The organism is Pseudoclavibacter soli DSM 23366, from assembly GCF_000423505.1.
GTDB lineage: Bacteria > Actinomycetota > Actinomycetes > Actinomycetales > Microbacteriaceae > Pseudoclavibacter_A > Pseudoclavibacter_A soli.
In genome coordinates this window covers 386843-409583 of sequence record NZ_AUIC01000004.1, presented here as the reverse complement: position 1 = coordinate 409583, position 22741 = coordinate 386843, and the positions used below count along the sequence as shown (strand labels likewise).

Here is a 22741-nt window from a genome sequence, read left to right as displayed (position 1 = left end):
GGTGCACAGGCGCGCGATCAGTCATGTGGGCGAATGCTCATGAATCGTGCGGTGCGGGTCATCATTGTTGATGACTGCGCCGGGCGGCTCTGGTGACCATGGGGAGGCCACGATGTTCACTGAACAGGCAGTGCAGGCGCTGTTGCAGCTGGCGGGGCCGGGCCTGCGCGTCGAGCGTGCGAACGCGAACACGGTGCGATTTGAGGTCTTCAGTGTGAAAGCGAAGCGCGGCGTGATGCTGCTGCCGCTGACGTTCGCCCTCGAGGTCGAGGTGTTCGTGAGTCTTGACCAGACCTCAGCAACCTACCGATTCAGCGGCAGATCGTTCGAGACCAGCGGGTTCTCGATGCAGGCCGAGACCTTCCGAGGCATCTACCGCCGCAAGGAGTGGGGCAAACACCTGACCTGGGACGGCATCGTCTCAGTCAAATTCGACACAGGTGCCGTGTTCGACCGCATCGAGGCCGTCTTGCAGCCGCTCGGCTGGCGTCGAGCCTGACTGGCTTGGGACACGTCACTGTTGCGTTCGGGTGCTCCATAGCTGCCCCGCTCGGTCGGCTGCTGCGGCGATGAGCGCGTGCAGCTCGGGGCGATCGGGCACGGTGAATGGGGTGTATCCGCCGCGTCCGCCGGCCACGGGGCGTCCATACGCCTTGGTGGCCAGCGTGCCGTCGGGCAGCAGACGGATGTTGAGCGTCTGCATCTCAAAGTCTTGACTACGTCGAGTGTCGATCCAGCGCAGCTCGACCGGAATCACCACATTCACCGCCAGCGCGCTCACCTCTGGCGCGGGCTGCGCGGGCAGATCGTTCTCGTGCATGAATCTCATGGTAACGATGCACTCTTTGGCGCGGGGCGATGAAGAATGCGTCCGCGTGGGGTGAAGGATTGGCCCGGCTCGCCGTTCAGGTGTCGCGGAATGCGCTTTGCCGCCACAGAGGTGTCGCGGAATGTTGTTATGCGAGGTGAAACCCGCACTTCGTGACACCTGTGGTGCACGTGGCATGCGTGGGGGTGATGGATGCGCCCGGCTCGACGTTCAGGTGTCGCGGAATGTGGGTATGCGGGGTCTAATCCGCATCTCGTGACACCTGTGTTGCGTGCTGCGCGTGCCTTGCGTGTGTGTGGGGTGAAACTCGCTTTTCGTGACACCTGTGGCGTGCCTTGAGGCAACCCCGCACCCCGTGACACCCGTGGTGCACGTAGCGCGCCCCCATCAGCGCTGCGTCAGCACTCCATCCGGTTCGAGGTGCAACTCGAGATCAGGGCTCACCCGGCTCAAGAAATCGTGATCGTGGCTCACCACGATCACCGCACCCCGATATGCGCTCAGCGCCTCGACGAGCTGGTCGACGCTCGCCATATCGAGGCTGTTCGTCGGCTCGTCGAGCACGAGCGCCTGCACCGGGGGAGTGGCCAGCAGCAGTTGCGCCAGTGCGACACGAAAGCGCTGGCCTCCAGAGAGGGAGGCGACCGGAGCATCCATCATGCGCCCACGCAACAGCAGTCGAGCAAGCTGATTGCGCAGCACTCGGTCTTCAAGCCCGGAGGCTGTGCGCGCCACGTTCTCGAAGACCGTCTCTTCGTCGTGCAAGTTGTCGAGGCTCTGCGACAGATACCCCACGTGCCCAACGAACAGCTCGCCGCTCGCTCGCCGTGGCGGGTCGGGCAGCACGCCGGGCCGCATCTCAGAGTCGGCCCCGCGCAGCAGCTGCGCGAGCAGTGTCGACTTGCCGACGCCGTTGCGCCCGGTGATCGCCACCCGCTCGGCACCGTTCACCACGAACTCGCGACCGTCTGCCCCCACAAAGCGTGCGATGCGGCGCCCCGCGGGTACCGCAGGGGCGGGCAGATCGATCACGATGTGTTCGTCGTCTCGCACGCGCGCATCCGCGGCATCAATACTGCGCTGCGCAGTGGCGAGCCGGTCATCGAGCTGATGCCGTCGGCTCGCCTGCGCCTTCTGCGCTGAGTTCCGGCGGTCGTTGACCACGGCCTTGACGTACTTTCGATTCGCCACATCAGTGCGCCCTTGTCGCTCGGAGTGCGCGATGCGCTGCTCCGCCTGCGCCCGCTGTCGACGCTCTGTGCGCAGGGTCTGCTCAGCACCACGTAGCGCTCGTTCTGCCGCCAGCTGCTCGCGCTCGACCTGGGCCTCATGCTCGCTGAACGCGCCGCCGAAGATGGTAAGCGTGCCGGCGCGCAGCTCGGCGATCGCATCGACGTGCTCGAGCAGCTCGCGATCGTGGCTGACCACCACGAGTGCGCCTCGCCAGTTGTCGATCAGGCGCAGCACTTGGGTGCGGGCCTCCGCGTCGAGATTGTTCGTGGGCTCGTCGAGCAGAGTGATGTCGGCCGCGGCTAGCTGCACGCCGACGAGCGCGGCGACCGCACGGGCCTCGATATCCCAGTCATTCCCGATGCGTTCGAACAGGGCCGGGTCGAGTGCTCCAGACTCCACTTCACTGATGGCGTCGAGCACGCCGCGAACACCCAGCAGATCAGCGACGGATCGAGTGACATCGAGCCGCTGCGGCAACAACACGATGGTTCCGGCTCGGGTGATTCGGCCATCCGTTGGCTGCAACTGCCCGGCGAGCAGCGCGAGCACGGTGGATTTGCCCACCCCGTTGTCGCCCACGAGCCCAGTTCGCGTGCGGCCGAACGCGGCATTCGCATGCACAAGGATGCTGCGGCCGTCTGGCCAGGTAAAACTCACGTCGTGCAGCGTGACCGACGGGTCGGCGGAATGTGGTGTGTTGGGGTGTGAGGTGCGCATAGAGGTCTCCAAATGTCAGTGGGGCTGACACGAGACCGGTGCGCGAGCGCTCGGAACAAGGTCAGCAGTAAATGCTGGAACCTGTTGCGATCATTGCGCTGCTGCCTTCTGTCTTGCCTCTGCTCACGTCGGCTGGATGCCGCAGAGGCGCTGCGACCCATGGTAGCCGGTGGCGGGCCGCATCGCGAAGCAGATCTGTCTGCGTGCTTTGGCGAGTTCGCGGCGTGTTGTTCGAGGTGCGGATGCGCGTGGTCGTTGCGCGGGCAGTCGCAGGATGCTCGATTCTTACGTTTCAGGTATCTCCAGATGCGCTTTGCCCACCGCACAGGTGTCGCGAAGTGTGGTTATGCGGAGTGAAACTCGCATCTCGTGACACGTGTGGTGCGCTCACAAGGCAACTCGCATCTCGTGACACCTGTGTTGCGTGCTGCGCGTGCCTTGCGTGTGTGTGGGGTGAAACTCGCTTTTCGTGACACCTGTGTGGTGCGCAGAAGTGTATCTCGCGTGCGGACGGATGAGTGGTGCGCCCGGGGGGATTCGAACCCCCGGCCTTTGATACCGGAAACCAACGCTCTATCCAGCTGAGCTACGGGCGCAGTGCGCGAAAGCGCGATCTCAAGAGTACCACCCCAAGCATCACCCCATACCGCAGGGCATGCTGCGCATCATGCGCTTCGCGTGAGACGCTCCGCGCCACGTGCACGAAGATCACGGCGACCAGACATCAGTCCTGCCGCAGGTTGACCAGTGCCCAAACGGCTAGGATTGCATCCGTGACTCCAGAAGACCTCTCCCAGAAAATCGTCGACGTGCTCGCTGGCCTGGCGGCCGATGGCACGGTGCCCGCTGAGCTTGCCGAGATCGACGCCCCGCGCATCGAACGCCCCAAGAGCCGCGACCACGGAGACTGGGCCACCAACGTCGCCCTGCAGCACGCCAAACGGGTCGGTCTCAACCCCCGCGAACTCGCCGAGCACATCGCTGGGCGTCTGCGCGACGTCGACGGCATCGCCGTGGTCGATGTGGCTGGCCCCGGCTTCATCAACGTCACCCTCGATGCAGCTGCCGGCGCGAGCATTCTGCCCGCCGTGCTCGAGCAGGGCGCGCATTACGGCGACAACGCCACGCTCGCCGGCCACTCGATCAACCTCGAGTTCGTGTCGGCCAACCCCACCGGACCGCTGCACATCGGTCACACACGCTGGGCGGCACTGGGCGACTCAATCGCGCGACTGCTGCGCGCATCCGGCGCTACCGTGGTCAGCGAGTACTACATCAACGATGCCGGCACCCAGATGGATCGCTTCGCAGCATCAGTGCTCGCCGCAATCAAGGGCGAGCCCACGCCCGAGGGAGGCTACCCGGGGCAGTACATTCAAGACCTCGCCGGCTACGTCAAGGCCGAGCGCCCCGACATTCTCGACCTGCCGGCCGACGAGCAGCTGGCCACCGCCCGCGAACTCGCATACGCTAAGCAGCTCGACGAGATCAAGCACTCGCTCGACGCGTTCAACGTGCACTTCGACGTGTGGTTCTCAGAGCGTCAGCTGCACGCAGTCGACCCCTCGACTGGCACGAGCGCCATTGAGGATGCCGTGGCCCATTTGCGCGATCAAGGTCGCGTGTTCGAGCACGAGGGCGCCACGTGGGTGCGCACCTCTGACTTCGGTGACGACAAAGACCGTGTGGTCGTGCGCAGTAACGGTGAGCAGACGTACTTCGCTGCCGACGCCGCCTATTATCTCGACAAGCGCGCTCGCGGCTACGAGCAGGCCATCTACTTCTTGGGCGCCGACCACCACGGCTACGTGAATCGCCTGAAGGCGATTGTGGCTGCCGCAGGTGACGACCCGGAGACCAACATCAGCGTGCTCATCGGGCAGCTGGTCAACCTCAATGGTGCCAAGCTCTCGAAGCGCGCCGGCAACATCATCGAGCTCGACGACCTGCTCGAGTGGCTCGGCTCTGACGCGCTGCGTTACTGGCTGGCCCGCTACCCGGCCGATTCGCCGCTGAACCTCGACGGCGAGAAGCTGCGCAGCCGCACCAACGACAACCCGGTGTTCTACGTGCAGTACGCGCACGCACGCACGCACAACGTGGCGGCCAACGCCGCGCAGGCAGGCATCACCACCGACGGCTTCGACCCGGCAACACTCACGCATGCTACCGAGACTCAGCTGATCGCTCGCATCACGCAGTTCCCGCAGATGGTGGCGCTGGCCGCCGAACTGCGCGAACCGCATCGTGTGGCGCGCTACCTTGAAGAGCTCGCCGCAGACTTCCACCGGTGGTACGACAACTGCCGCGTCATCCCACTGCGCGGCGAAGAGGTCGAACCCGTGCACGCCAGCCGGCTGGTGCTCAACAATGCGGCTGGCCAGGTGCTGCGCAACGGCCTCGAACTGTTGGGAGTCTCGGCGCCGCAGCGCATGTGACACATGGCGCCTGTGCGCCAGATGTGGCGCACCATCAAACTGTTCATCGCCTGGGCCACCCTGCAGCTAGTCGACGAGGGCGTGATCTCGTTGAACAAAACTCTCAGCACTGGGCAGACGGTCTCGGGGTGTCTGACGAAGATGATCGAGCAGTCTGACAACGACTGCTCGGTGTATCTGCGTCTGGTCGTCGGCAACGACCGCATCAACTCGATGTGGGCCGAAGCCGGGTACACCAACACCGAGGTGCTACTCGACTCGTCGGGCGGCTACGACGGCAAACAGACCAGCACGAACGATCAGGCTGCGCTGCTGCAGCGTCTGTATGCGGGCACGGCGCTGTCTGACGCATCCACCACGCTGCTGCTTGACCACATGAAGGCGCAGGTATGGCGCACTCGTGTGCCAGCCGGCCTGCCAGATGGTGTGGTGGTCGCCGACAAGCCGGGATGGCTTGAGATCGAGAGCGGCTGGACACAGAGCGACGCCGCCCTGGTCTGGGGGGAGTCGAGCACCTACATCATCACAGTGCTGGGCTCTGAGGGCGCGCTCGAGAGCGAGATCGCTCAGCTGTCGAGCGCCGTGTACGAAGAGCTCAACAGCTGAGCGGAGGCCTTCAGGCCCCGGCTCGAATCTGCGCGTCGCGTTCGGCCTGATCCCGATCGAGCTCGGTGGCCACCTTGCGGTGATCGGTGAGACCCCACACGTAGACCAGCAGCGACACGAAGATCGCAACGGTGACGTACCAGTAGAACCAGTTCTCATGGCCGATGCTCTTCAGCCACAGCGCCACAGTGGGGGCCGTGCCGCCGAACAGGGCATTGGCCAGCGCATAGGGCAGCCCCACACCGAGCGCGCGCACCTTTGCCGGGAACAGTTCTGCCTTGACCACTGCGTTGATCGAGGTGTAGCCGCCGACGATCACCAGCGCGCCGAGCATCAGGGCAAAGGCGCCGAACGGGTCGTGCACGCCGGCCAGCGTCGACAGAATCGGCACCGTGAACAGCGTGCCGCCCACGCCGAAGAAAATCAGCAGGGGTTTGCGGCCGATGTGGTCAGAGATCCAGCCATAGACCGGCTGCAGCACCACGAAGATCAGCAGCGCGAAGAAGTTGATCAACGTCACCGTCGGCTTGTCGATCTTCGAGGTGTTCACCATGAACTGCTGCATGTAGGTGGTGTAGGTGTAAAAGGCGATCGTGCCGCCGAAGGTGAGCCCCAGCACGATGAAGAACTGCTTGGGGTACTTGAACAGCAAGGCCAGCGACCCAGCCTTCTCACCCTTCTTTTCGGTGGCAGCGTCGGCTACTGCAATGGTCTCACTCATGCCACGACGCAACAGCATCACGGCGATCGCACCAAGCGCGCCGATCGCAAACGGCACCCGCCAACCCCACGTGTGCATCGCATCCTCACTGATCAACTGCTGCAGCACGATCTGCACCAGCAGAGCGATCAGCTGGCCTGAGATCAGCGTGACGTAGGCGAAACTCGAGTAGTAGCCGCGGCGCCCCGGGGTGGCAACCTCAGAGAGATACGTGGCCGAGGTGCCGTATTCGCCGCCCACCGAAAAGCCCTGTGCCACGCGAGCCAATAGCAGCAGAATCGGCGCAACCACGCCGATCGTCTGATAGTCGGGGGTGATCGTGATGATCAGCGAGCCGCCGGCCATCAGCACGACGCTGAGCGTCAGTGCGGAGCGTCGGCCGTGGCGGTCGGCGTAGCGCCCGAAGAACCAACCGCCGATCGGGCGCATGATGAAGCCCAGTGAGAAGACCGCCATGGTCTGCAGCAGCTCGACCGTGGGGTCAGAGTCGGGAAAGAACGAGGCGGAGAAGTACACACTGAAGGCGGTGTAGATGTACCAGTCGTACCACTCGATCAGGTTGCCGAGCGAGCCGCGGATCACGTTGCCGGCGACCGACGGGTGGCGGCCGGTATTCGCCGAGGGGCCAGATGTGGAGTTGGGGGAGGACATGACGGAACAACCTTTCGCTATCGCCATTGATAATCACGGGTGCGATGCGGCCGTGCCTCAGGGGGAGGGGCGGTCGTCGTTGCGCACAAGGCTACACCCGGGCCAGCCGGTTAGACTGATGCGGTGAACACCCGCGCGAATCCTCTTGCCCCCGACTGGTTGCTGCCGCCTCAAGACGTCAATGCTCTCGACGTGGCGCTTTGGCCCGACACCACTGCCCGAGAAGACGATGGCGCGGTGCGCATCGGGGGAGTTTCAGTGCTCGAGCTTGCCGAGCAGTATGGCACTCCGCTGTATGTGATCGACCGTGCCACAGTGGTTGCGCAGGCGCGCCGGGTGCGCGAGGCCTTCAGCCAGGCTTTGGCCACGGTGGATGCCGAGCTCACTCCGTATTACGCGAGCAAAGCCCTGCTCACTGCAGATGTGGTGCGCTGGATGCGTGACGCCGGGTACAACATCGACGTCTCGACTGGTGGGGAGCTCGCGATCGCCATTGCGGCGGGCATCGATCCCGCGCGCATCGGCCTGCACGGCAACAACAAGTCTTACGCCGAGCTGCGTGCGGCCATCGGCATCGGGGTCGGCACTATCGTCGTCGACTCACTCGACGAGCTGCGACTGCTCTCAGCGGCACTCACCGACGCCCACGCTGAAGCCGATGCCCTGCATCCCATCGCCGATCGCCAGCGAGTGCGCCTGCGCGTGACCACCGGCGTGCACGCCTCCACGCATGAGTTTCTGGCCACGGCACGTGAAGATCAGAAGTTCGGTGTTGCGCTCGCCGACGTCGACGAGGCAGTGGCGGCCATTCGCGCTGAAGAACACCTCGAGTTCGTGGGGCTGCACTCACATATCGGCTCGCAGATCTTTGATGCCGCCGGGTTCGATCAGGCCATCGGGCGTCTGCTCGAGGTGCATGCGCGGCTCGCCGAGACTGGGCCGGTGCCAGAGCTGAACATCGGCGGTGGCTTCGGCATCGCCTACACCGAGGCCGACCAGCCCCGTTCTATCGAGACCATCGCCACCGATATCGCTCAGGCGCTGGCGAGTGCAGCGGCTCGGTTCGGGGTGCCGGTGCCGCGCATCGCGATCGAGCCCGGTCGGCTCATCGTGGGTCGTTCAGGGGTCACCCTCTACGAAGTGGGCACACTCAAAGACGTGCAGGTGGGTGAGGGTGTCGACAATGTGCGTCGGTACGTGTCAGTCGACGGCGGCATGAGTGACAACCCGCGCCCAGAGCTTTACGGTGCCGACTACCACGCCGCGTTGGTGTCGCGCCGCAGTGAAGCTGACTCGCAGCTGGTGCGAGTGGTGGGCAAGCACTGTGAATCAGGCGACATCGTCGTCAACGACGACTACCTGCCCGCCGACGTGCGCCGTGGCGACCTGCTTGCGGTGGCCGACACCGGGGCATACTGCTTCTCGCTGTCGTCGAACTACAACATGCTGCCGCGACCGGCCATCGTGGCCGTCGAAGACGGCGAGGCGCGGGTGCTGGTGCACGGCGAGAGTATCGAGACCCTGCTTGCTCGCGATGCCGGCCTCACCGGTATCTGACCCTGATCGAAACGTATTGTGAACACCCGGTCAGCTGGCCGGAGAGCTGGAGCAAAGAAGATGACTGAACGCACATTGAAGGTCGCGCTGCTGGGCGCCGGATCGGTTGGGGCGCAGACCGCGCGGCAGCTGATCGAGCGACGTGCCGAGCTCGCGCAGCGCATCGGCGCAGACTTCGAACTGATCGGCATTGCCGTGCGCAACCCGGCCGGGCGGCGTGACGTCGAGTTGCCCGCCGAACTGTTCACCACCGATGCCGAGGGGCTCATCGACCGTGCCGACATCGTCATCGAGCTGATCGGCGGCATCGAGCCGGCACGCACCTACATCGAACGAGCGCTGCGTCAGGGCAAAGACGTGGTCACCGCGAATAAGGCGCTGCTTGCTGCGCACCAGGTTGAGCTCTTCGAGGTCGGGCGGGCCGGCGGAGCAGAGACCTACTATGAGGCCGCAGCTGCCGCAGCGATCCCGATCATCCGGCCGTTGCAGGACTCGCTGGTGGGCGACCGCATCAACCGGGTGCTGGGTATCGTCAACGGCAGCACCAACTACGTGCTCGATCGCATCGATCAGGCTGGGATCACCCTCGACGAAGCGCTCAAAGAGGCGAGCGATCTGGGCTATCTCGAAGCCGACCCCACCGCCGATGTCGAAGGGCATGACGCGGCCGCTAAGGCGACCATTCTGGCCGGGCTCGCCTTCCACACCCACGTGCCGCGCGATGCCGTGTACACCGAGGGCATCACCAAGCTCACGACCGAACAGCTCACCGCGGCCAAAGAGGGCGGATTTGTCGTCAAGCTGCTGGCCATCGCCGAGCGGCTGCAGGTCGAGCCGGGCGAGTCCGAGGCTGTCAACGTCCGGGTCTATCCGGCGCTGGTGCCGGTCAGTCATCCGCTCGCAGCCGTGCATGGCGGCAAGAACGCCATCTTCGTCGAGGCGCTCGACGCCGGTGATCTCATGTTTTATGGGGCAGGTGCCGGCGGTGTCGAGACCTCATCGACGGTGCTGAGCGACTTCGTTCTGGCCGCACGCCGCATTGTGCGCGGGGCTCCCGCTGAATACGTCACCTTTGACGCCAACCTGCGCGTGGCAGACATCAGCGAGGTCACCTCGAGCTGGCAGATCACGCTGCATGTGGCTGATCTGCCCGGGGTGCTCGAGCAGGTTGCCGCAGTACTCAGTCGCAACGAGGTCTCGGTGCGCGATCTCAGCCAGGTTGCAGCCGGCCCGGATGCCCGCGAGGCAGCCACCGGCACCGCGCGTCTGATCATCATCACTCACCCCGCTCATGAGGGTCGTCTGCAGCGCACGGTCGCCGAGCTCGGCTCGATCGCCGCTGTGCATGAGGTCGCGGGGGTCATCCGCGTCGAGGGAATCTGAGACAGGGGAGCACACTGATGCCTGACGACATGCGCACTTCGATCTCACGCGTGAGCGTGTCGGTGCCCGCAACTGCGGCCAATCTGGGGCCGGGCTTCGACACGTTGGGGTTGGCGCTCGACCGTTGGAACACCGTCGAGGTCACCCCGGTCGACGGCCAAGGAGTCACCCTCGAGATCGAGGGCACGGGAGCAGACGAGCTGCCTCGCGACGAGACCAATCTGGTGGTGCGTGTGCTGCTTGACACGCTCGAGCATCTGGGCGTGCGGCCTGGCGGGCTGCGAGTGCGGGCGATCAACGATATCCCGCAGTCGGGCGGGCTGGGGTCGTCAGCATCAGCGGTGATCGCCTCACTGGCGGCGGCACTGGCTCTGGCCACCGGAAGGGTGCCGAACCCCGATGAGGTGTTCGCTCACGCGGCTCGCATCGAAGGGCACCCCGACAATGCTGCTCCTGCGGTCTACGGCGGTGCGACAGTGGCGTACCTTGACGCGGCCGGTGCTCCAGCCGCGGCTCGCATCGAGATCGCTGCAGACATCACCCCGGTCATCTTCGTACCCGACTATGCCGCCGCGACCAACGCCATCCGGCTGTTGCAACCTGACCAGGTGCCCTTGGCCGATGCGGTGTTCAACGTCTCTCGCGCGGCGCTGCTCGTGCAGGCGCTGCAGGGAGCACCCGAGAACTTGTTCGAGGCCACCGAAGACCGCCTGCATCAGCCCTATCGAGCTGAGGCGATGCCTGCCACGGCCAAGCTCATCTCCGGTCTGCGCTCGCGCGGGCACGCCGCAGTGCTCAGCGGAGCCGGACCTACAGTACTGGTGCTGGCCCGCGACGCTGCTGAGGCCGACGCTGTGCAGCAGTACCCGCTCGACACTCCCGGCGTGCACTGGAGCATGCATCGGCTGCCGATCGCGACACAAGGTGCTAGGGTGGAGTTGTGACTTTGAGAGGTGATCCTCTCGGTCATCTACCCCTGTGGCACCGAAGCTCACTTTCTCGTGTGTCCATCTGATATGACGATCGAATGTCGATCATCGAATCTCCTTGGCCATTTGGCAGGGCGAGAGGAAAATCTCTGTGACTGACGTCAACAACACCAACGAATCCCCGAAGCTGAGCTCGCTGCGCGTCGCCGAGCTGCAGAGCCTGGCCGCCGAGCTGGGCATCTCGGGTGTCAAGCTGCGCAAGAGCGAACTGGTCGAGGCGATCACCGCCCATCGTGCCGGTACCGCCGCCAGCACCCCGAGCGCGGCTGCGAACACCGAAGAGCCCGCAGCCTCCGCGCCGCGCCGCTCGCGTCGCGCAACCCTTCCCACCACCGATGTGGCCGAAGCTGCCGCTGAGGCGCCGGCCGCCACGCAGTCGACGACGGAGCCAGCCGCTGAGGCTGCTGCCGAGCAGCCCAAGAGCACTCGTGCTCCGCGTCGTGCCGCAGAGCAGACCAACACTGAATCTGCCGAAGCCCAGTCTGGCGAAGCACAGACCGCAGCCGTTGAGGCTGCACCTGCAGGGCAGGGTGAGGCCGGCACCGACGAACAGAGCGAGGCGAACCGCTCTGAGGGGCGTCGCAACCGCGGTCGAGGCCGCGGTGGGCGCGGCAACGGCAACGGCAACGGCAACACCGACGAGCACGACGAGCAGGGCGAGCAGTCGAGCAAGAACGACAAGTCTGAGAAGTCTGACAAAGCCGACAAAAACGAGAAGTCAGACAAGGGCGATCGCCACGAAGGCGGCGACCGCGGTCACCAGCACGACGACGGTCAGGGCGAGGGCGAGGGGCGTCGCGGGCGCAACCGCAACCGCAACCGCAACCGTGATCGCAACAAGCGTCGCGGTGGCCGTGACGAAGAGCCCGAGATCAACGAAAACGACACCCTGCTGCCCGTCGCTGGCGTGCTCGAGGTGCTCGACAACTACGCATTCGTGCGCACCAGCGGCTACCTGCCCGGCCCCAGCGATGTCTACGTCTCGCTCGGTCAGGTCAAGCGGTATGGTCTGCGCAAGGGCGACGCCGTGGTTGGCGCCATCAAAGAGCCCAAAGACGGCGACAACGGTAGCTCACGTCAGAAGTACAACGCGCTGGTGCGCGTCGATTCGGTCAACGGCCAGACCGTTGAAGAGGCACTCAAGCGCGTCGAGTTCTCGAAGCTGACCCCGCTCTACCCCCAGGAGCGCCTGCGCCTCGAGACCGAACCGCAGAAGATCACCGGTCGTGTCATTGACCTGGTGTCGCCGATTGGCAAGGGGCAGCGCGGCCTGATCGTGGCCCCGCCGAAGGCCGGCAAGACCATCATCATGCAGCAGATCGCCAACGCGATCACCACAAACAACCCCGAGGTGCACCTCATGGTCGTGCTCGTCGACGAGCGTCCCGAAGAGGTCACCGACATGCAGCGCACGGTCAAGGGTGAGGTCATCGCCTCGACCTTCGACCGCCCGGCCGATGACCACACCACGGTTGCCGAGCTCGCCATCGAGCGTGCAAAGCGTCTGGTTGAGCTCGGGCACGACGTGGTGGTGCTGCTCGACTCGATCACTCGTCTGGGGCGCGCCTACAACCTCTCCACTCCGGCATCGGGGCGCATTCTCTCAGGTGGTGTCGACGCCTCGGCGCTCTACCCGCCGAAGCGCTTCTTCGGTGCGGCTCGCAATATCGAGAACGGTGGCTCGCTGACGATCATTGCCTCGGCGCTGGTCGAGACCGGCTCCAAGATGGACGAAGTCATTTTCGAGGAGTTCAAGGGCACGGGCAACATGGAGCTTCGCCTGTCACGCCAGCTGGCCGACAAGCGCATCTTCCCGGCGGTTGACATCAACGCCTCGGGCACTCGTCGCGAAGAGCTGCTGCTGCCGGCAGACGAACTCAAGATCGTCTGGAAGCTGCGCCGCGCGCTGGCTGGCCTCGAGGCCCAGCAGGCCATCGAAATCGTGTTCAACGGCCTCAAAGAGACCAAGTCGAACGTCGAGTTCTTGATGCGCATGCAGAAGTCGCCGGTCACCGGTCACGACAAGTAAGCCGTCACCGCAGTGAGTTCCACGTTCGACTCGGTCGGCCGTCTGCTCGACGAGCACACCGAGCTGCAGTCTCGCCTGGCCGACCCTGATGTCGTGACCAATCCGGCGCTGTCCAAGAAACTCAACCGTCGCTACAACGAGCTCAACGCCATCAAGGTGGCCTACGAGCAGTTTCAGAGCACGGGTGAAGACCTCGAGGCTGCGCGTGAGCTTGCGCACGAAGACGAGTCATTCGCAGCCGAGGTGCCTGCGCTCGAGGCCTCGCACGACGAGGCGGCCGAGAAGCTGCGCCGTCTGCTGATTCCGCGTGATCCCGACGACGGCCGCGATGTCATCCTCGAGATCAAGGGCGGTGAAGGCGGCGAGGAGTCAGCGCTGTTCGCCGCTGACCTGCTGCGCATGTACACCCACTATGCCGAGTCGAAGGGGTGGAAAGTCGAGCTGCTCGACAAGACCGAGTCTGATCTGGGCGGCTACAAAGATGTGTCTGTGGCCATCAAGGGGCGTTCGAACAACCCAGCTGATGGCGTGTGGGCACACCTGAAGTACGAGGGTGGCGTGCACCGCGTGCAGCGTGTGCCGGTGACCGAAAGCCAGGGGCGCATCCATACGTCGACCACTGGCGTGCTGGTGTTCCCTGAAGTTGACGAGCCCGAAGAGGTCGAGATCAATCAGAACGATCTGCGCATCGACGTCTATCGCTCATCAGGGCCGGGCGGTCAGTCGGTCAACACCACCGACTCTGCCGTGCGCATCACGCATATTCCCACGGGCATCGTGGTGTCGATGCAGAACGAGAAGTCGCAGATTCAGAACCGCGAAGCCGCGATGCGCGTGCTGCGTGCGCGTCTGCTCGCCAAGCAGCAAGAAGAGCTCGATGAGGCGGCGTCAGCTGCACGCAAGAGCCAGATCCGCACCATGGATCGCTCTGAGCGCATCCGTACCTACAACTTCCCAGAGAACCGCATCGCCGACCACCGCACTGGGTTCAAGGCCTACAACCTCGACCACGTGCTTGGCGGCGACCTCGACCCGGTGATCGACTCGGCCATCCAAGCCGACGAAGCACACCGACTGGCGGCGCTGGCCGAAAGCGACGACTGAGCCCATGCGGCTCAGCGACCTGCTCGCTCAAACTGCCGCCACGCTGAGCGCGGCTGAGGTGAAGTCACCGCAAGCCGAGGCCAGGCTCATCGTGGCGCACGCCGCAGACTGCGATCTCGCCTGGCTCGATCTGCACGCTCTGCTGGGTGATGAGACGACGGATGCCGTGGTCGCCACAGTCCACGCTCTCACCTCTCAGCGTGCCGGCGGGCAGCCTCTGCAGCACGTGTTGGGCCAGGCTGACTTTCGCGGGCACACCCTGGCGGTTGGCCCCGGAGTCTTCGTGCCCCGCCCCGAAACCGAACTGCTCGTGCAGCTCGTGCTCGAGCATCTGAGCGCAGTCTCAGAGCTCGATGCACCGGTGCGGGTATACGAGGCGTGCACGGGCAGCGCGGCCATTGCCCTCTCCGTGGCACTCGAACATCCCGGCGCGCAGGTGCGAACTGTCGAGCGCGACCCGCAGGCCTTGGCTTGGGCCGAGCGCAACATCGCGGCGCTGGCGCCGCTCGAGCCGAGATCTCGGGTCACTCTGATCGCCGGTGACGCGCTGGACGACCTGCGTGACCAGGCCGGCGAGCAGTGGTCGATCATCGTCTCGAACCCGCCTTATGTGCCTCTCGCACAACCTCTGATCGACAGCGATGCCCTGCACGACCCGGCGATTGCATTGTTCTCTGGTGACGACGGGCTCGACTTCATTCGAGCCGTTGCGCAGCCGGCCCGCGCTGCCATCGCCTCAGACGGGCTGCTCGCACTCGAACACGGCGAGCAGCAGGGTGAAGCTGTCGCGGGCATCCTGCGCGCCGCCGGATGGCACAGCGTGTGCACCCACCGAGACCTGACCGGCAGAGTTCGATTCACCACGGCTCGACCAAGCGCCGACTAGACTGACTCGGGTGAGAGCGCACGACCGAGCGATGGGATCAGACCGCGATGAGTGAAGTATTCGACTGTCACGACGCGTCACAGCTGCTCGAGGGGCTGCGTCGCACCAAGGTCGCGCTCAAACGTGACGGCTTGGTTGTGCTGCCCACCGACACGGTGTATGGCATCGCCGCAGATGCGTTTTCGCCCAGTGCGGTCAACGAGCTGCTCAAGGCGAAAGGCCGCACCCGGCAGTCGCCGCCGCCGGTGCTCATCGGCTCGATTGCCGGCCTCAACGCGCTGGCCGAAGAGGTACCCGACGAGGTCGAACGACTCGCCAAGGCCTTCTGGCCCGGAGCGCTCACGCTCATTGTCAACGCACGGGGCAGCCTGAACTGGGATCTCGGTGACACGCAGGGCACCGTTGCCGTGCGTGTGCCCGACGAAGCGGTGGCGCGTGCTGTGCTCGACGACAACGGGCCGCTCGCGGTCTCCAGCGCCAACAAACACGGTCAACCGGCAGCTACCACGGCTGCCGAGGCCCAAGAGCAGCTGGGCAACGACGTGTTGGTCTACCTCGACAACGGCACCAGTGCCAGCGGAGTCTCATCGACCATTGTCGACACCACCCTGCTCAAGACCACCGGCTCGGTGAGCGTGGTGCGCCAGGGCGGGGTCACGGTCGAGCAGCTCGCCGAGGTCATCGGCGCAGACAAGGTCACGGTGGCGTGAGAGGGTACTTTCTCGTCGCATTCATCGCGGCGTTGTCAACGTACTGCCTGACTTGGGTGGTGCTGCGCGTCGCACTGCGTTTTCATATCTACCCGGCCATCCGTGCGCGAGACGTGCACACCAGACCCACGCCGCGTATCGGCGGCATCGCCATCTTCGGCGGCATCATGTTGGGCCTCGCAGCAGCCGGGCGCCTCAGCTGGTTCGACGAGGTATTTCGGCACCGCGGATCCATTGCCGCGCTTGCCCTGGCCAGCCTGCTCATTGTGTTCATCGGGGTGTTCGACGACCTCTGGGACATGGAGTGGTATTCGAAGCTGGCCGGGCAGTTTCTCGCGGCCGGCATCCTGGTCTGGCAGGGGTTTCAAATCGTGTCGCTGCCGATCGGCGGCACACTCATCGGCTCGGGTCTGGTCAGCGCAATAGTCACCACGCTGTTTATCGTCGCGGCCATGAACGCGGTGAACTTCATCGACGGTCTCGACGGGCTGGTCTCTGGGGTGATGCTCATCGCAGCCACAGTCTTTTTCTTCTACGTGTATCTGCTCACCATCCGCACATCGCCGACCGACTACTTCAATACCGCAACGCTGGTCACCTCACTGATCATCGGTGGCTGTATCGGGTTTCTGCCTTGGAACTGGCATCCGGCGCGCATCTTCATGGGTGACTCCGGTGCGCTGCTACTCGGTATGCTGTTGGCCGCATCTGCGGTCTCGGTCACCGGGCAGATCGACCCCGAGATCATGGCCGATTCGAGTGTCTGGCTGCCACTGCTGGTGCCCGTTGTCGTGTTCACCCTGCCGTTCATCGACTTCATGCTCGCGGTCGTGCGCCGAGTCGCAGCAGGCAAATCTCCGTTCAGCCCAGATCGGCGGCACCTGCACCACCGGCTGCTGAACCTCGGTCATAACACCTATACCGCCGTCTTGGTCTTCTACAGCTGGACGCTCGTGCTCTCGCTTTCCTGCTTCCTGTTCATGCTCTGGAGCTGGTGGTGGGTGGTCGGTTTCTTTGTCATCGGCGTGCTGGTGTGTACGCTGCTGACTTTTTGGCCGGTGCTGCAGCCAGCGCTGGGGTGGGGGCCCCGCATCCCCAACGAATTGCAGCTCGCCGCCCGACGATTCCCACCCCGAAACGAGGACGCCCAATGATCGACGCACCCCAACAGCCCGTACCCGTGGTTCGACGCGCGAATCCCGCGCTCACCGCAGTCGTGCGCAAATCCGCCACGCTCACCGTGATTCTCGGCGCCGTCGTCGCCGTGGTCGGGGGAGTGATCGGCTGGTTCGTCGGTGCTCCCGATCGGTCGGTGGATGGCCTGCTCAGCGCCCTGGTCGGTGCGGGCTTGGCCGTCGTGTTCGCGGTGATCACCGCGCTCAGTCTCTGGCTGGGGTCGCGTTTCGGCGGAGTCTCATTCTTGGGCATCGTGATGGGCGGATGGCTTGTGAAGATCGTGGTGTTCATGGGGCTGCTCGCGCTGGTCGCACAGGCCTCATTCGTGGTGAAACCGGTGCTCTTCGGCAGCATCGTGGCGGCGATCTTGGGCTCACTCGCTGCCGACACCTACGCAGCGATGCGCACCCGTGTGCCATACGTTGACGACGATTCTGCACACGAATGAGCGACCAATCGCCGTTCGGTTCGCTCACAGCGTGGGATCATTGCTACAATGCTACGTGGCGGTTCAGAAGTACCATGATCGCCAAAGCATCCGTTACGCTCCGTAGTGCTCACTGCGGCCATCGTTCAGGAGAATGATCTTTTGACTCACGCGCTGACACCGCTGACCACATCGTTCGTAGCGGCAGACGGGGAATTCCACGCGCCGAGCATCAGCGAGTTCTTCCCTGATGCCGTGTTCTTCGCCGGCACTCCCTTCGAACTCAACCGCATCGGCCTCATCCGCATCGTGGTGGCCATCGCCATCGTTCTGGTGCTGTGGCTGGGCACCCGCAAGCTCAAGCTGGTGCCGGGTCGCGGGCAGAGCCTGCTCGAGCTGCTCTACGACTTCATCCGCGTGAACATCGCCGAAGACATGCTGGGCAAGAAAGACGGCCAGCGCTTCGTGCCGCTGCTGTTCACTATCTTCGTGGTCACCCTCGGGTTCAACATCACCGGTATCATCCCGGGCTTCAACATCGCGGTTTCCTCCACGATCGGCTTCCCGCTCGTGTTGGCCGTGGTCGCCTACATCGTCTTCATCTACGCAGGCATCAAAAAGAACGGCCTCGGCTACTTCAAAGCCGCGCTGTTCCCCGCCGGCGTGCCCAAGCTGATGTACGTGCTGGTCACCCCCATCGAGTTCCTCTCGACCTTCATCATCCGTCCCGTTTCGCTGACCCTCCGACTGCTGATGAACATGGTGGCCGGTCACCTCATCTTGGTGCTCTGCTTCAGCGCAACCTGGTTCTTCCTGTTCAGTGCCGGCGGCCTGTTCACGCTGATCGCCCCGGTCACGTTCGCCTTCGGCTTCGCTTTCACCCTGTTCGAGCTGCTGGTCGCAGTGCTGCAGGCATACATCTTCACTCTTCTGACAACCGCCTACATTCAGTCGTCACTGGCAGAAGAGCACTAAGCGACCGGAAACCTCCGGTCACACTATGGAAGGAAACACATACCGTGGACATCAACTCACTTGCTGACATCAGCGGCAACCTCAACACCATCGGTTACGGCCTGGCTGCTATCGGCCCCGGCATCGGCATCGGCATCGCCGGTGGCAAGACCGTCGAGGCTATCGCTCGCCAGCCTGAGCTCGCTGGCCGTCTCCAGACCACCTTCTTCCTCGCTGTGGCCTTCACCGAGGCCCTGGCTCTGATCGGTCTGGCTGCAGGCTTCATCTTCTCCTAAACCGTTCTCTCCAGACGTAAGGCACACACATGGCGCAATTCGCAGCTCTGTCAGCGGTCACTGTGGCCGCCGAGGAGGAGCACAACATCCTCGCACCGGCCATCTATGACTGGTTGCTGTCACTCATCATCTTCTTGGTGCTGCTCGTATTCGTATGGAAGTCTGTGGTTCCTAAACTGCAGAAGACACTCGACGAGCGCTCAGAGAAGATCGAAGGTGGCATCGAGCAGGCTCAGAAGGCACAGGCGGAGGCATCTGCTGCGCTCGAGTCTTATAACGCACAGCTGGCAGAGGCTCGTGTCGAGGCCCAGCAGATCCGTGACGATGCTCGTGCCGAGGGTGCGCAGATCGTTGCAGAGCTGAAGGCTCAGGCTACGGCTGAGGCGCAGCGCATTTCAGAGCAGGCTCAGGCCCAGATCGAGGCAGACCGCACGTCGGCCTTCCAGCAGCTCAAGAGCGAGATCGGCGTGCTTTCAGTCGATCTCGCCGGGCAGGTCGTCGGTCAGTCGCTCAGCGCTGACGATCAGGCCAAGGCTGTGGTCGATCGCTTCCTGGCCGACCTTGAGAAGTCCGACAGCGACAACCAGGCAGGGGCGAAGTAAGCATGGGCAACGCCACCACACAGTCATTCAAAGAGGCACGGGCCACGCTCACGCGCAGCACGGTCTCGGGCACTCTCGACTACGCCTCGGCACTGTTCACCGTCGCCGACACACTCGGTGAGAGCGCCCAGCTGCGTGGTGTCGTCGCCGACCCCTCCACCGAACCAGCCGAGCGTTCGGCGGTGATCACCAAGATCTTCAGCGGTCATGTGCCGGCCGCTGTGCTCACGTTCGTCGAAAAGATCGCCGCGCTGCGGTGGTCTACTCCCGACGAGCTGGTGTCCTCCGTCGACACGCTGGGCGTGCTCTCGGTGGCCAAGACGGCATCCAAGAACAACACGATCGAGCAGCTCGAGCGTGAATTGTTCGAAATTGCCCAGGTCTTCAGCGGCTCCCGCGAGCTGCAGCTCACGCTCACCAACCCCGGTGAGCACCGCGAGGCCGAGTCAGCGCTGATTCAGCGGCTGTTCGGCACACAGGTCAGCCCCGAGGCGATCGCACTGACCGAGCGTGCAGTCGCGCAGGTGCGTGGCTCCAAGGTGTCTCGTCGTCTCGACGAGATCGCCGCGGTCGTCTCCGGGTTCGTAGGGCGCAAAGTCGCCCAGGTGCGCTCGGCGACTGCGCTCACCGACCAGCAGCGGTCAGCTCTGGCCAAGGCGCTCACCACCGAGGCCGGCGGCCCGGTGCATGTGAACGTCGCAGTCGATCCCACCCTCATCGGCGGCGTCGTGGTGCGCCTCGGTGACACGCTCATCGACTCATCCGCAAAGACGAAACTCGAGCAGCTGCGCCAGGCCATCGCCTAGCCGCTCTCGCGAGAACTGAACAGGTGTACATCGGGGTGCATGCCCCAACAAATCGAAGGAACATGATGGCAGAAGTGACAATCAGCCCCGAAGACATCCGGGGTGCCCTGAAGGAGTTCGCTGATGAGTATCAGCCGGCTTCCTCGACGAAGGCCGAGGTGGGGTATGTGATCAGCGCGGCTGACGGCATCGCGCATGTCGAAGGCCTCCCCAGTGTGCAGGCCAACGAGCTGGTTCGCTTCGAGAACGGCGTGCTGGGCATGGCTCAGAACCTCGAAGAGCACGAGATCGGCGTTGTCGTGCTCGGTGAGTACGTCGGCATCGCCGAAGGCCAGCGCGTCGAGCGCACCGGCGAGATTCTCTCGGTGCCTGTCGGCGACGCCTTCCTCGGCCGTGTGATCGACCCGCTCGGCAATCCGATCGACGGCTTGGGCCCGATCGAGGCTGAGACCCGTCGTGAGCTCGAGCTGCAGGCCCCCAACGTGATGAGCCGCAAGAGCGTCGATGAGCCACTCCAGACCGGTATCAAGGCAATCGACGCCATGATCCCCGTCGGTCGCGGGCAGCGCCAGCTGATCATTGGTGACCGCCAGACAGGCAAGACCGCCATTGCCATCGACACCATCATCAACCAGCGCAAGAACTGGGAGACCGGCGACCCGAAGCAGCAGGTGCGTGCGATCTATGTCGCCATCGGCCAGAAGGGCTCGACCATCGCCAGCGTGAAGGCTGCTCTTGAAGAGGCCGGCGCTCTCGAATACACCACCATCGTGGCTTCGCCGGCATCAGATCCGGCTGGCTTCAAGTACCTGTCGGCGTACACCGGCTCGGCGCTCAGCCAGCACTGGATGTACCAGGGTAAGCACACCGTCATCGTCTATGACGACCTGTCAAAGCAGGCTGAGGCCTACCGTGCCGTGTCGCTGCTGCTGCGTCGTCCGCCGGGCCGCGAAGCTTACCCCGGCGACGTGTTCTACTTACACTCCCGCCTGCTGGAGCGTGCGGCCAAGCTCTCTGACGAGCTGGGCGGCGGTTCGGTGACCGCTCTGCCGATCATCGAGACCAAGGCAAACGACGTCTCGGCCTTCATCCCGACCAACGTGATCTCGATCACTGACGGTCAGATCTTCCTGCAGTCCGACTTGTTCAACGCCAACCAGCGCCCCGCCATCGACGTGGGCATCTCGGTTTCGCGTGTGGGCGGCGACGCGCAGCGCAAGCACATCAAGAAGGTGTCTGGCACGCTCAAGCTCGAACTTGCCTCGTACCGCTCGCTCGAAGCATTCGCCATGTTTGCCTCAGACCTGGACGCGGCGTCGAAGCAGCAGCTGCAGCGCGGTGCTCGTCTGACTGAGCTGCTCAAGCAGCCGCAGTACAGCCCGTACCCCGTCGAGGATCAGGTCGTCTCGATCTGGCTGGGCACCACCGGCAAACTCGACGATGTCGCCGTCGACAACGTGCTGCGTTTCGAGCACGAGTTCCTCGACTACCTGAAGCGCAACACCGACGTGCTCGATGTGCTGCGTGACTCGGGCAAGCTCGAAGACGAAACCGTCGCCAAGCTCGAATCCTCGGTCGCTGAGTTCAAGAAGAACTTCGTCGAGAAAGAGGTCAAGGGCCTCGCCGAGCCGGGCGCCGAAGACGACTCCGCTCTTGATGCCGACAAGATCGATCAGGCCAAGCTCGTTAAGAACAGCAAGTAAGCCTGAGACGATAAGGAGGAACAGACATGGGAGCGCAACTTCGCGTCTATAAGCAGAAGATTAAGTCTGCTCAGACGACCAAGAAGATCACCCGCGCCATGGAGCTGATCGCCGCCTCACGCATCCAGAAGGCACAGCAGCGCACCGCAGCCGCGAAACCATACGACGAAGCGATCACTCGCGCCGTCGCCGCGGTCTCGGCGCTGTCAACGAACATCGATCACCCGCTGCTGCGGGAGCGTGATCAGGTTCGTCGCTCGGCGATCGTGGTGTTCGCCTCGGATCGCGGTCTGGCGGGTGCGTTCTCGTCTGCCGTGCTTAAAGAGGCTGACCAGCTGGCCAACCTGCTGCGTGACCGCGGAGGAGAAGTCGACTTCTACCTGGTGGGCCGCAAGGCGGTGAACTACTACCAGTTCCGCAATCGGCCCTTCGTGGCCAGCTGGACTGGTGACACCGAGAAGCCCAGTGCCGAGGTTGCTCACGAAATCGGCGAGAAGGTCGTGGAGTCGTACCTGAAGGGTGGCGCAGACGGCGGTGTTGACGAGATTCATCTCGTTTACACCAAGTTCGTCAATCGTGTCACCCAGAAGCCCGACGTGCTGCGTCTGCTGCCGTTGCAGGTGGTCGAAGGCCAAGCTGCCCCGGCATCCGATGCCACTCCGCTCTACGAGTTTGAGCCGGAGACCGACGAGGTGCTCGATCTGCTGCTGCCGCGGTACATCGAATCGCGCATCTACCACTCGCGTCTGGAGTCAGCTGCCAGTGAGCAGGCCAGCCGCCAGCGCGCGATGAAGGCTGCCTCCGACAATGCCGACAAGCTGATCAAGACCTACTCGACGTTGATGAACAACGCCCGTCAGGCCGAGATCACCCAGCAGATCAGCGAGATCGTCGGTGGCGCCGACGCACTCGCCAACTAGACGA

21 protein-coding genes and 1 tRNA gene are annotated in these 22741 nt (G+C 64.0%); 18 read left to right on the top strand and 4 right to left on the bottom strand.

Annotated features, from left to right (window positions below; genetic code table 11):
* Positions 1 to 112: 112 nt before the first annotated feature.
* A complete protein-coding gene (locus G557_RS0104845) occupies positions 113 to 499 on the top strand; it encodes a hypothetical protein (protein WP_036961157.1) in 387 nt (128 codons plus the stop codon).
* A gap of 15 nt (positions 500 to 514) precedes the next feature.
* Here G557_RS0104845 and G557_RS0104840 read toward each other — a convergent pair whose 3' ends face one another.
* The 3 genes from G557_RS0104840 to G557_RS0104830 form a co-directional block, all read right to left on the bottom strand.
* Positions 515 to 820 carry a hypothetical protein gene (locus G557_RS0104840; RefSeq protein ID WP_051224669.1) on the bottom strand — a complete coding sequence of 102 codons (306 nt, stop codon included), beginning with the start codon at positions 818 to 820 and terminating at the stop codon, positions 515 to 517.
* A 396-nt stretch (positions 821 to 1216) separates the two neighbouring features.
* On the bottom strand, positions 1217 to 2779 hold the full coding sequence (locus tag G557_RS0104835) for an ABC-F family ATP-binding cassette domain-containing protein (RefSeq protein WP_051224589.1): 1563 nt from the start codon (positions 2777 to 2779) through the stop codon (positions 1217 to 1219).
* 519 nt (positions 2780 to 3298) lie between these two features.
* Positions 3299 to 3375 (bottom strand) — tRNA-Arg (locus G557_RS0104830).
* Between the two features lie 177 nt (positions 3376 to 3552).
* Here G557_RS0104830 and G557_RS0104825 point away from each other — a divergent pair.
* Positions 3553 to 5217 carry an arginine--tRNA ligase gene (locus G557_RS0104825; protein ID WP_028245162.1) on the top strand — a complete coding sequence of 555 codons (1665 nt, stop codon included), beginning with the start codon at positions 3553 to 3555 and terminating at the stop codon, positions 5215 to 5217.
* 3 nt (positions 5218 to 5220) lie between these two features.
* Entirely contained in the window at positions 5221 to 5823 is a 603-nt protein-coding gene (locus tag G557_RS0104820) for a serine hydrolase (RefSeq protein ID WP_028245161.1), read from the top strand.
* A gap of 10 nt (positions 5824 to 5833) precedes the next feature.
* Here the strand turns inward: G557_RS0104820 and G557_RS11775 are convergent, their stop codons facing one another.
* Complete coding sequence (locus G557_RS11775; RefSeq protein ID WP_036961153.1) at positions 5834 to 7195, bottom strand: MFS transporter; 1362 nt, start codon at positions 7193 to 7195, stop codon at positions 5834 to 5836.
* Positions 7196 to 7318: 123 nt separating this feature from the next.
* On the opposite strand from G557_RS11775, the gene lysA reads away from it, so the two are divergent.
* From lysA to G557_RS0104740, 15 genes are all read left to right on the top strand, one after another.
* Positions 7319 to 8752: a diaminopimelate decarboxylase gene (gene lysA, locus G557_RS0104810; protein ID WP_028245160.1), complete on the top strand. Its 1434-nt coding sequence runs from the start codon at positions 7319 to 7321 to the stop codon at positions 8750 to 8752.
* Positions 8753 to 8812: 60 nt separating this feature from the next.
* On the top strand, positions 8813 to 10135 hold the full coding sequence (locus tag G557_RS0104805; RefSeq protein ID WP_028245159.1) for a homoserine dehydrogenase: 1323 nt from the start codon (positions 8813 to 8815) through the stop codon (positions 10133 to 10135).
* A gap of 17 nt (positions 10136 to 10152) precedes the next feature.
* On the top strand, positions 10153 to 11079 hold the full coding sequence (thrB, locus tag G557_RS0104800) for a homoserine kinase (RefSeq protein ID WP_051224586.1): 927 nt from the start codon (positions 10153 to 10155) through the stop codon (positions 11077 to 11079).
* A gap of 136 nt (positions 11080 to 11215) precedes the next feature.
* Positions 11216 to 13153: a transcription termination factor Rho gene (rho, locus tag G557_RS11770; protein WP_051224583.1), complete on the top strand. Its 1938-nt coding sequence runs from the start codon at positions 11216 to 11218 to the stop codon at positions 13151 to 13153.
* Between the two features lie 12 nt (positions 13154 to 13165).
* Positions 13166 to 14257 (top strand): peptide chain release factor 1, encoded by a 1092-nt coding sequence (prfA, locus tag G557_RS0104790; RefSeq protein ID WP_028245157.1) that lies wholly within the window; start codon positions 13166 to 13168, stop codon positions 14255 to 14257.
* 4 nt (positions 14258 to 14261) lie between these two features.
* Positions 14262 to 15143 carry a peptide chain release factor N(5)-glutamine methyltransferase gene (gene prmC / locus G557_RS0104785; protein WP_028245156.1) on the top strand — a complete coding sequence of 294 codons (882 nt, stop codon included), beginning with the start codon at positions 14262 to 14264 and terminating at the stop codon, positions 15141 to 15143.
* A gap of 47 nt (positions 15144 to 15190) precedes the next feature.
* Positions 15191 to 15853 carry an L-threonylcarbamoyladenylate synthase gene (locus tag G557_RS0104780; protein ID WP_028245155.1) on the top strand — a complete coding sequence of 221 codons (663 nt, stop codon included), beginning with the start codon at positions 15191 to 15193 and terminating at the stop codon, positions 15851 to 15853.
* Entirely contained in the window at positions 15850 to 17007 is a 1158-nt protein-coding gene (locus G557_RS11765; protein ID WP_084627004.1) for a glycosyltransferase family 4 protein, read from the top strand. The genes G557_RS0104780 and G557_RS11765 overlap by 4 nt, the downstream gene beginning before the upstream one ends.
* Entirely contained in the window at positions 17004 to 17477 is a 474-nt protein-coding gene (locus G557_RS11760) for a Cg1360 family ATP-synthase-associated protein (protein WP_051224580.1), read from the top strand. The genes G557_RS11765 and G557_RS11760 overlap by 4 nt, the downstream gene beginning before the upstream one ends.
* Before the next feature lie 141 nt (positions 17478 to 17618).
* Complete coding sequence (atpB, locus tag G557_RS0104765; RefSeq protein WP_245542771.1) at positions 17619 to 18431, top strand: F0F1 ATP synthase subunit A; 813 nt, start codon at positions 17619 to 17621, stop codon at positions 18429 to 18431.
* A gap of 44 nt (positions 18432 to 18475) precedes the next feature.
* Positions 18476 to 18706 carry an ATP synthase F0 subunit C gene (gene atpE / locus G557_RS0104760; RefSeq protein WP_028245153.1) on the top strand — a complete coding sequence of 77 codons (231 nt, stop codon included), beginning with the start codon at positions 18476 to 18478 and terminating at the stop codon, positions 18704 to 18706.
* 29 nt (positions 18707 to 18735) lie between these two features.
* On the top strand, positions 18736 to 19308 hold the full coding sequence (locus G557_RS0104755; RefSeq protein WP_051224578.1) for a F0F1 ATP synthase subunit B: 573 nt from the start codon (positions 18736 to 18738) through the stop codon (positions 19306 to 19308).
* 2 nt (positions 19309 to 19310) lie between these two features.
* Positions 19311 to 20114 (top strand): F0F1 ATP synthase subunit delta, encoded by an 804-nt coding sequence (locus G557_RS0104750; RefSeq protein ID WP_028245151.1) that lies wholly within the window; start codon positions 19311 to 19313, stop codon positions 20112 to 20114.
* Between the two features lie 65 nt (positions 20115 to 20179).
* Complete coding sequence (atpA, locus tag G557_RS0104745; RefSeq protein WP_028245150.1) at positions 20180 to 21817, top strand: F0F1 ATP synthase subunit alpha; 1638 nt, start codon at positions 20180 to 20182, stop codon at positions 21815 to 21817.
* 26 nt (positions 21818 to 21843) lie between these two features.
* Entirely contained in the window at positions 21844 to 22737 is an 894-nt protein-coding gene (locus G557_RS0104740) for a F0F1 ATP synthase subunit gamma (protein ID WP_028245149.1), read from the top strand.
* The last annotated feature ends 4 nt before the right edge of the window (positions 22738 to 22741 follow it).

Coding starts and splice junctions, on each gene's coding strand:
- G557_RS0104835 (WP_051224589.1), bottom strand. CDS start 2,779: ATGCGCACCTCACACCCCAACACACCACATTCCGCCGACCCGTCGGTC.
- G557_RS0104755 (WP_051224578.1), top strand. CDS start 18,736: ATGGCGCAATTCGCAGCTCTGTCAGCGGTCACTGTGGCCGCCGAGGAG.
- G557_RS0104840 (WP_051224669.1), bottom strand. CDS start 820: ATGCACGAGAACGATCTGCCCGCGCAGCCCGCGCCAGAGGTGAGCGCG.
- G557_RS0104780 (WP_028245155.1), top strand. CDS start 15,191: ATGAGTGAAGTATTCGACTGTCACGACGCGTCACAGCTGCTCGAGGGG.
- thrB (WP_051224586.1), top strand. CDS start 10,153: ATGCCTGACGACATGCGCACTTCGATCTCACGCGTGAGCGTGTCGGTG.
- G557_RS11775 (WP_036961153.1), bottom strand. CDS start 7,195: ATGTCCTCCCCCAACTCCACATCTGGCCCCTCGGCGAATACCGGCCGC.
- prmC (WP_028245156.1), top strand. CDS start 14,262: ATGCGGCTCAGCGACCTGCTCGCTCAAACTGCCGCCACGCTGAGCGCG.
- G557_RS0104740 (WP_028245149.1), top strand. CDS start 21,844: ATGGGAGCGCAACTTCGCGTCTATAAGCAGAAGATTAAGTCTGCTCAG.
- G557_RS0104845 (WP_036961157.1), top strand. CDS start 113: ATGTTCACTGAACAGGCAGTGCAGGCGCTGTTGCAGCTGGCGGGGCCG.
- G557_RS0104805 (WP_028245159.1), top strand. CDS start 8,813: ATGACTGAACGCACATTGAAGGTCGCGCTGCTGGGCGCCGGATCGGTT.
- G557_RS0104750 (WP_028245151.1), top strand. CDS start 19,311: ATGGGCAACGCCACCACACAGTCATTCAAAGAGGCACGGGCCACGCTC.
- atpA (WP_028245150.1), top strand. CDS start 20,180: ATGGCAGAAGTGACAATCAGCCCCGAAGACATCCGGGGTGCCCTGAAG.
- G557_RS0104820 (WP_028245161.1), top strand. CDS start 5,221: ATGGCGCCTGTGCGCCAGATGTGGCGCACCATCAAACTGTTCATCGCC.
- G557_RS11760 (WP_051224580.1), top strand. CDS start 17,004: ATGATCGACGCACCCCAACAGCCCGTACCCGTGGTTCGACGCGCGAAT.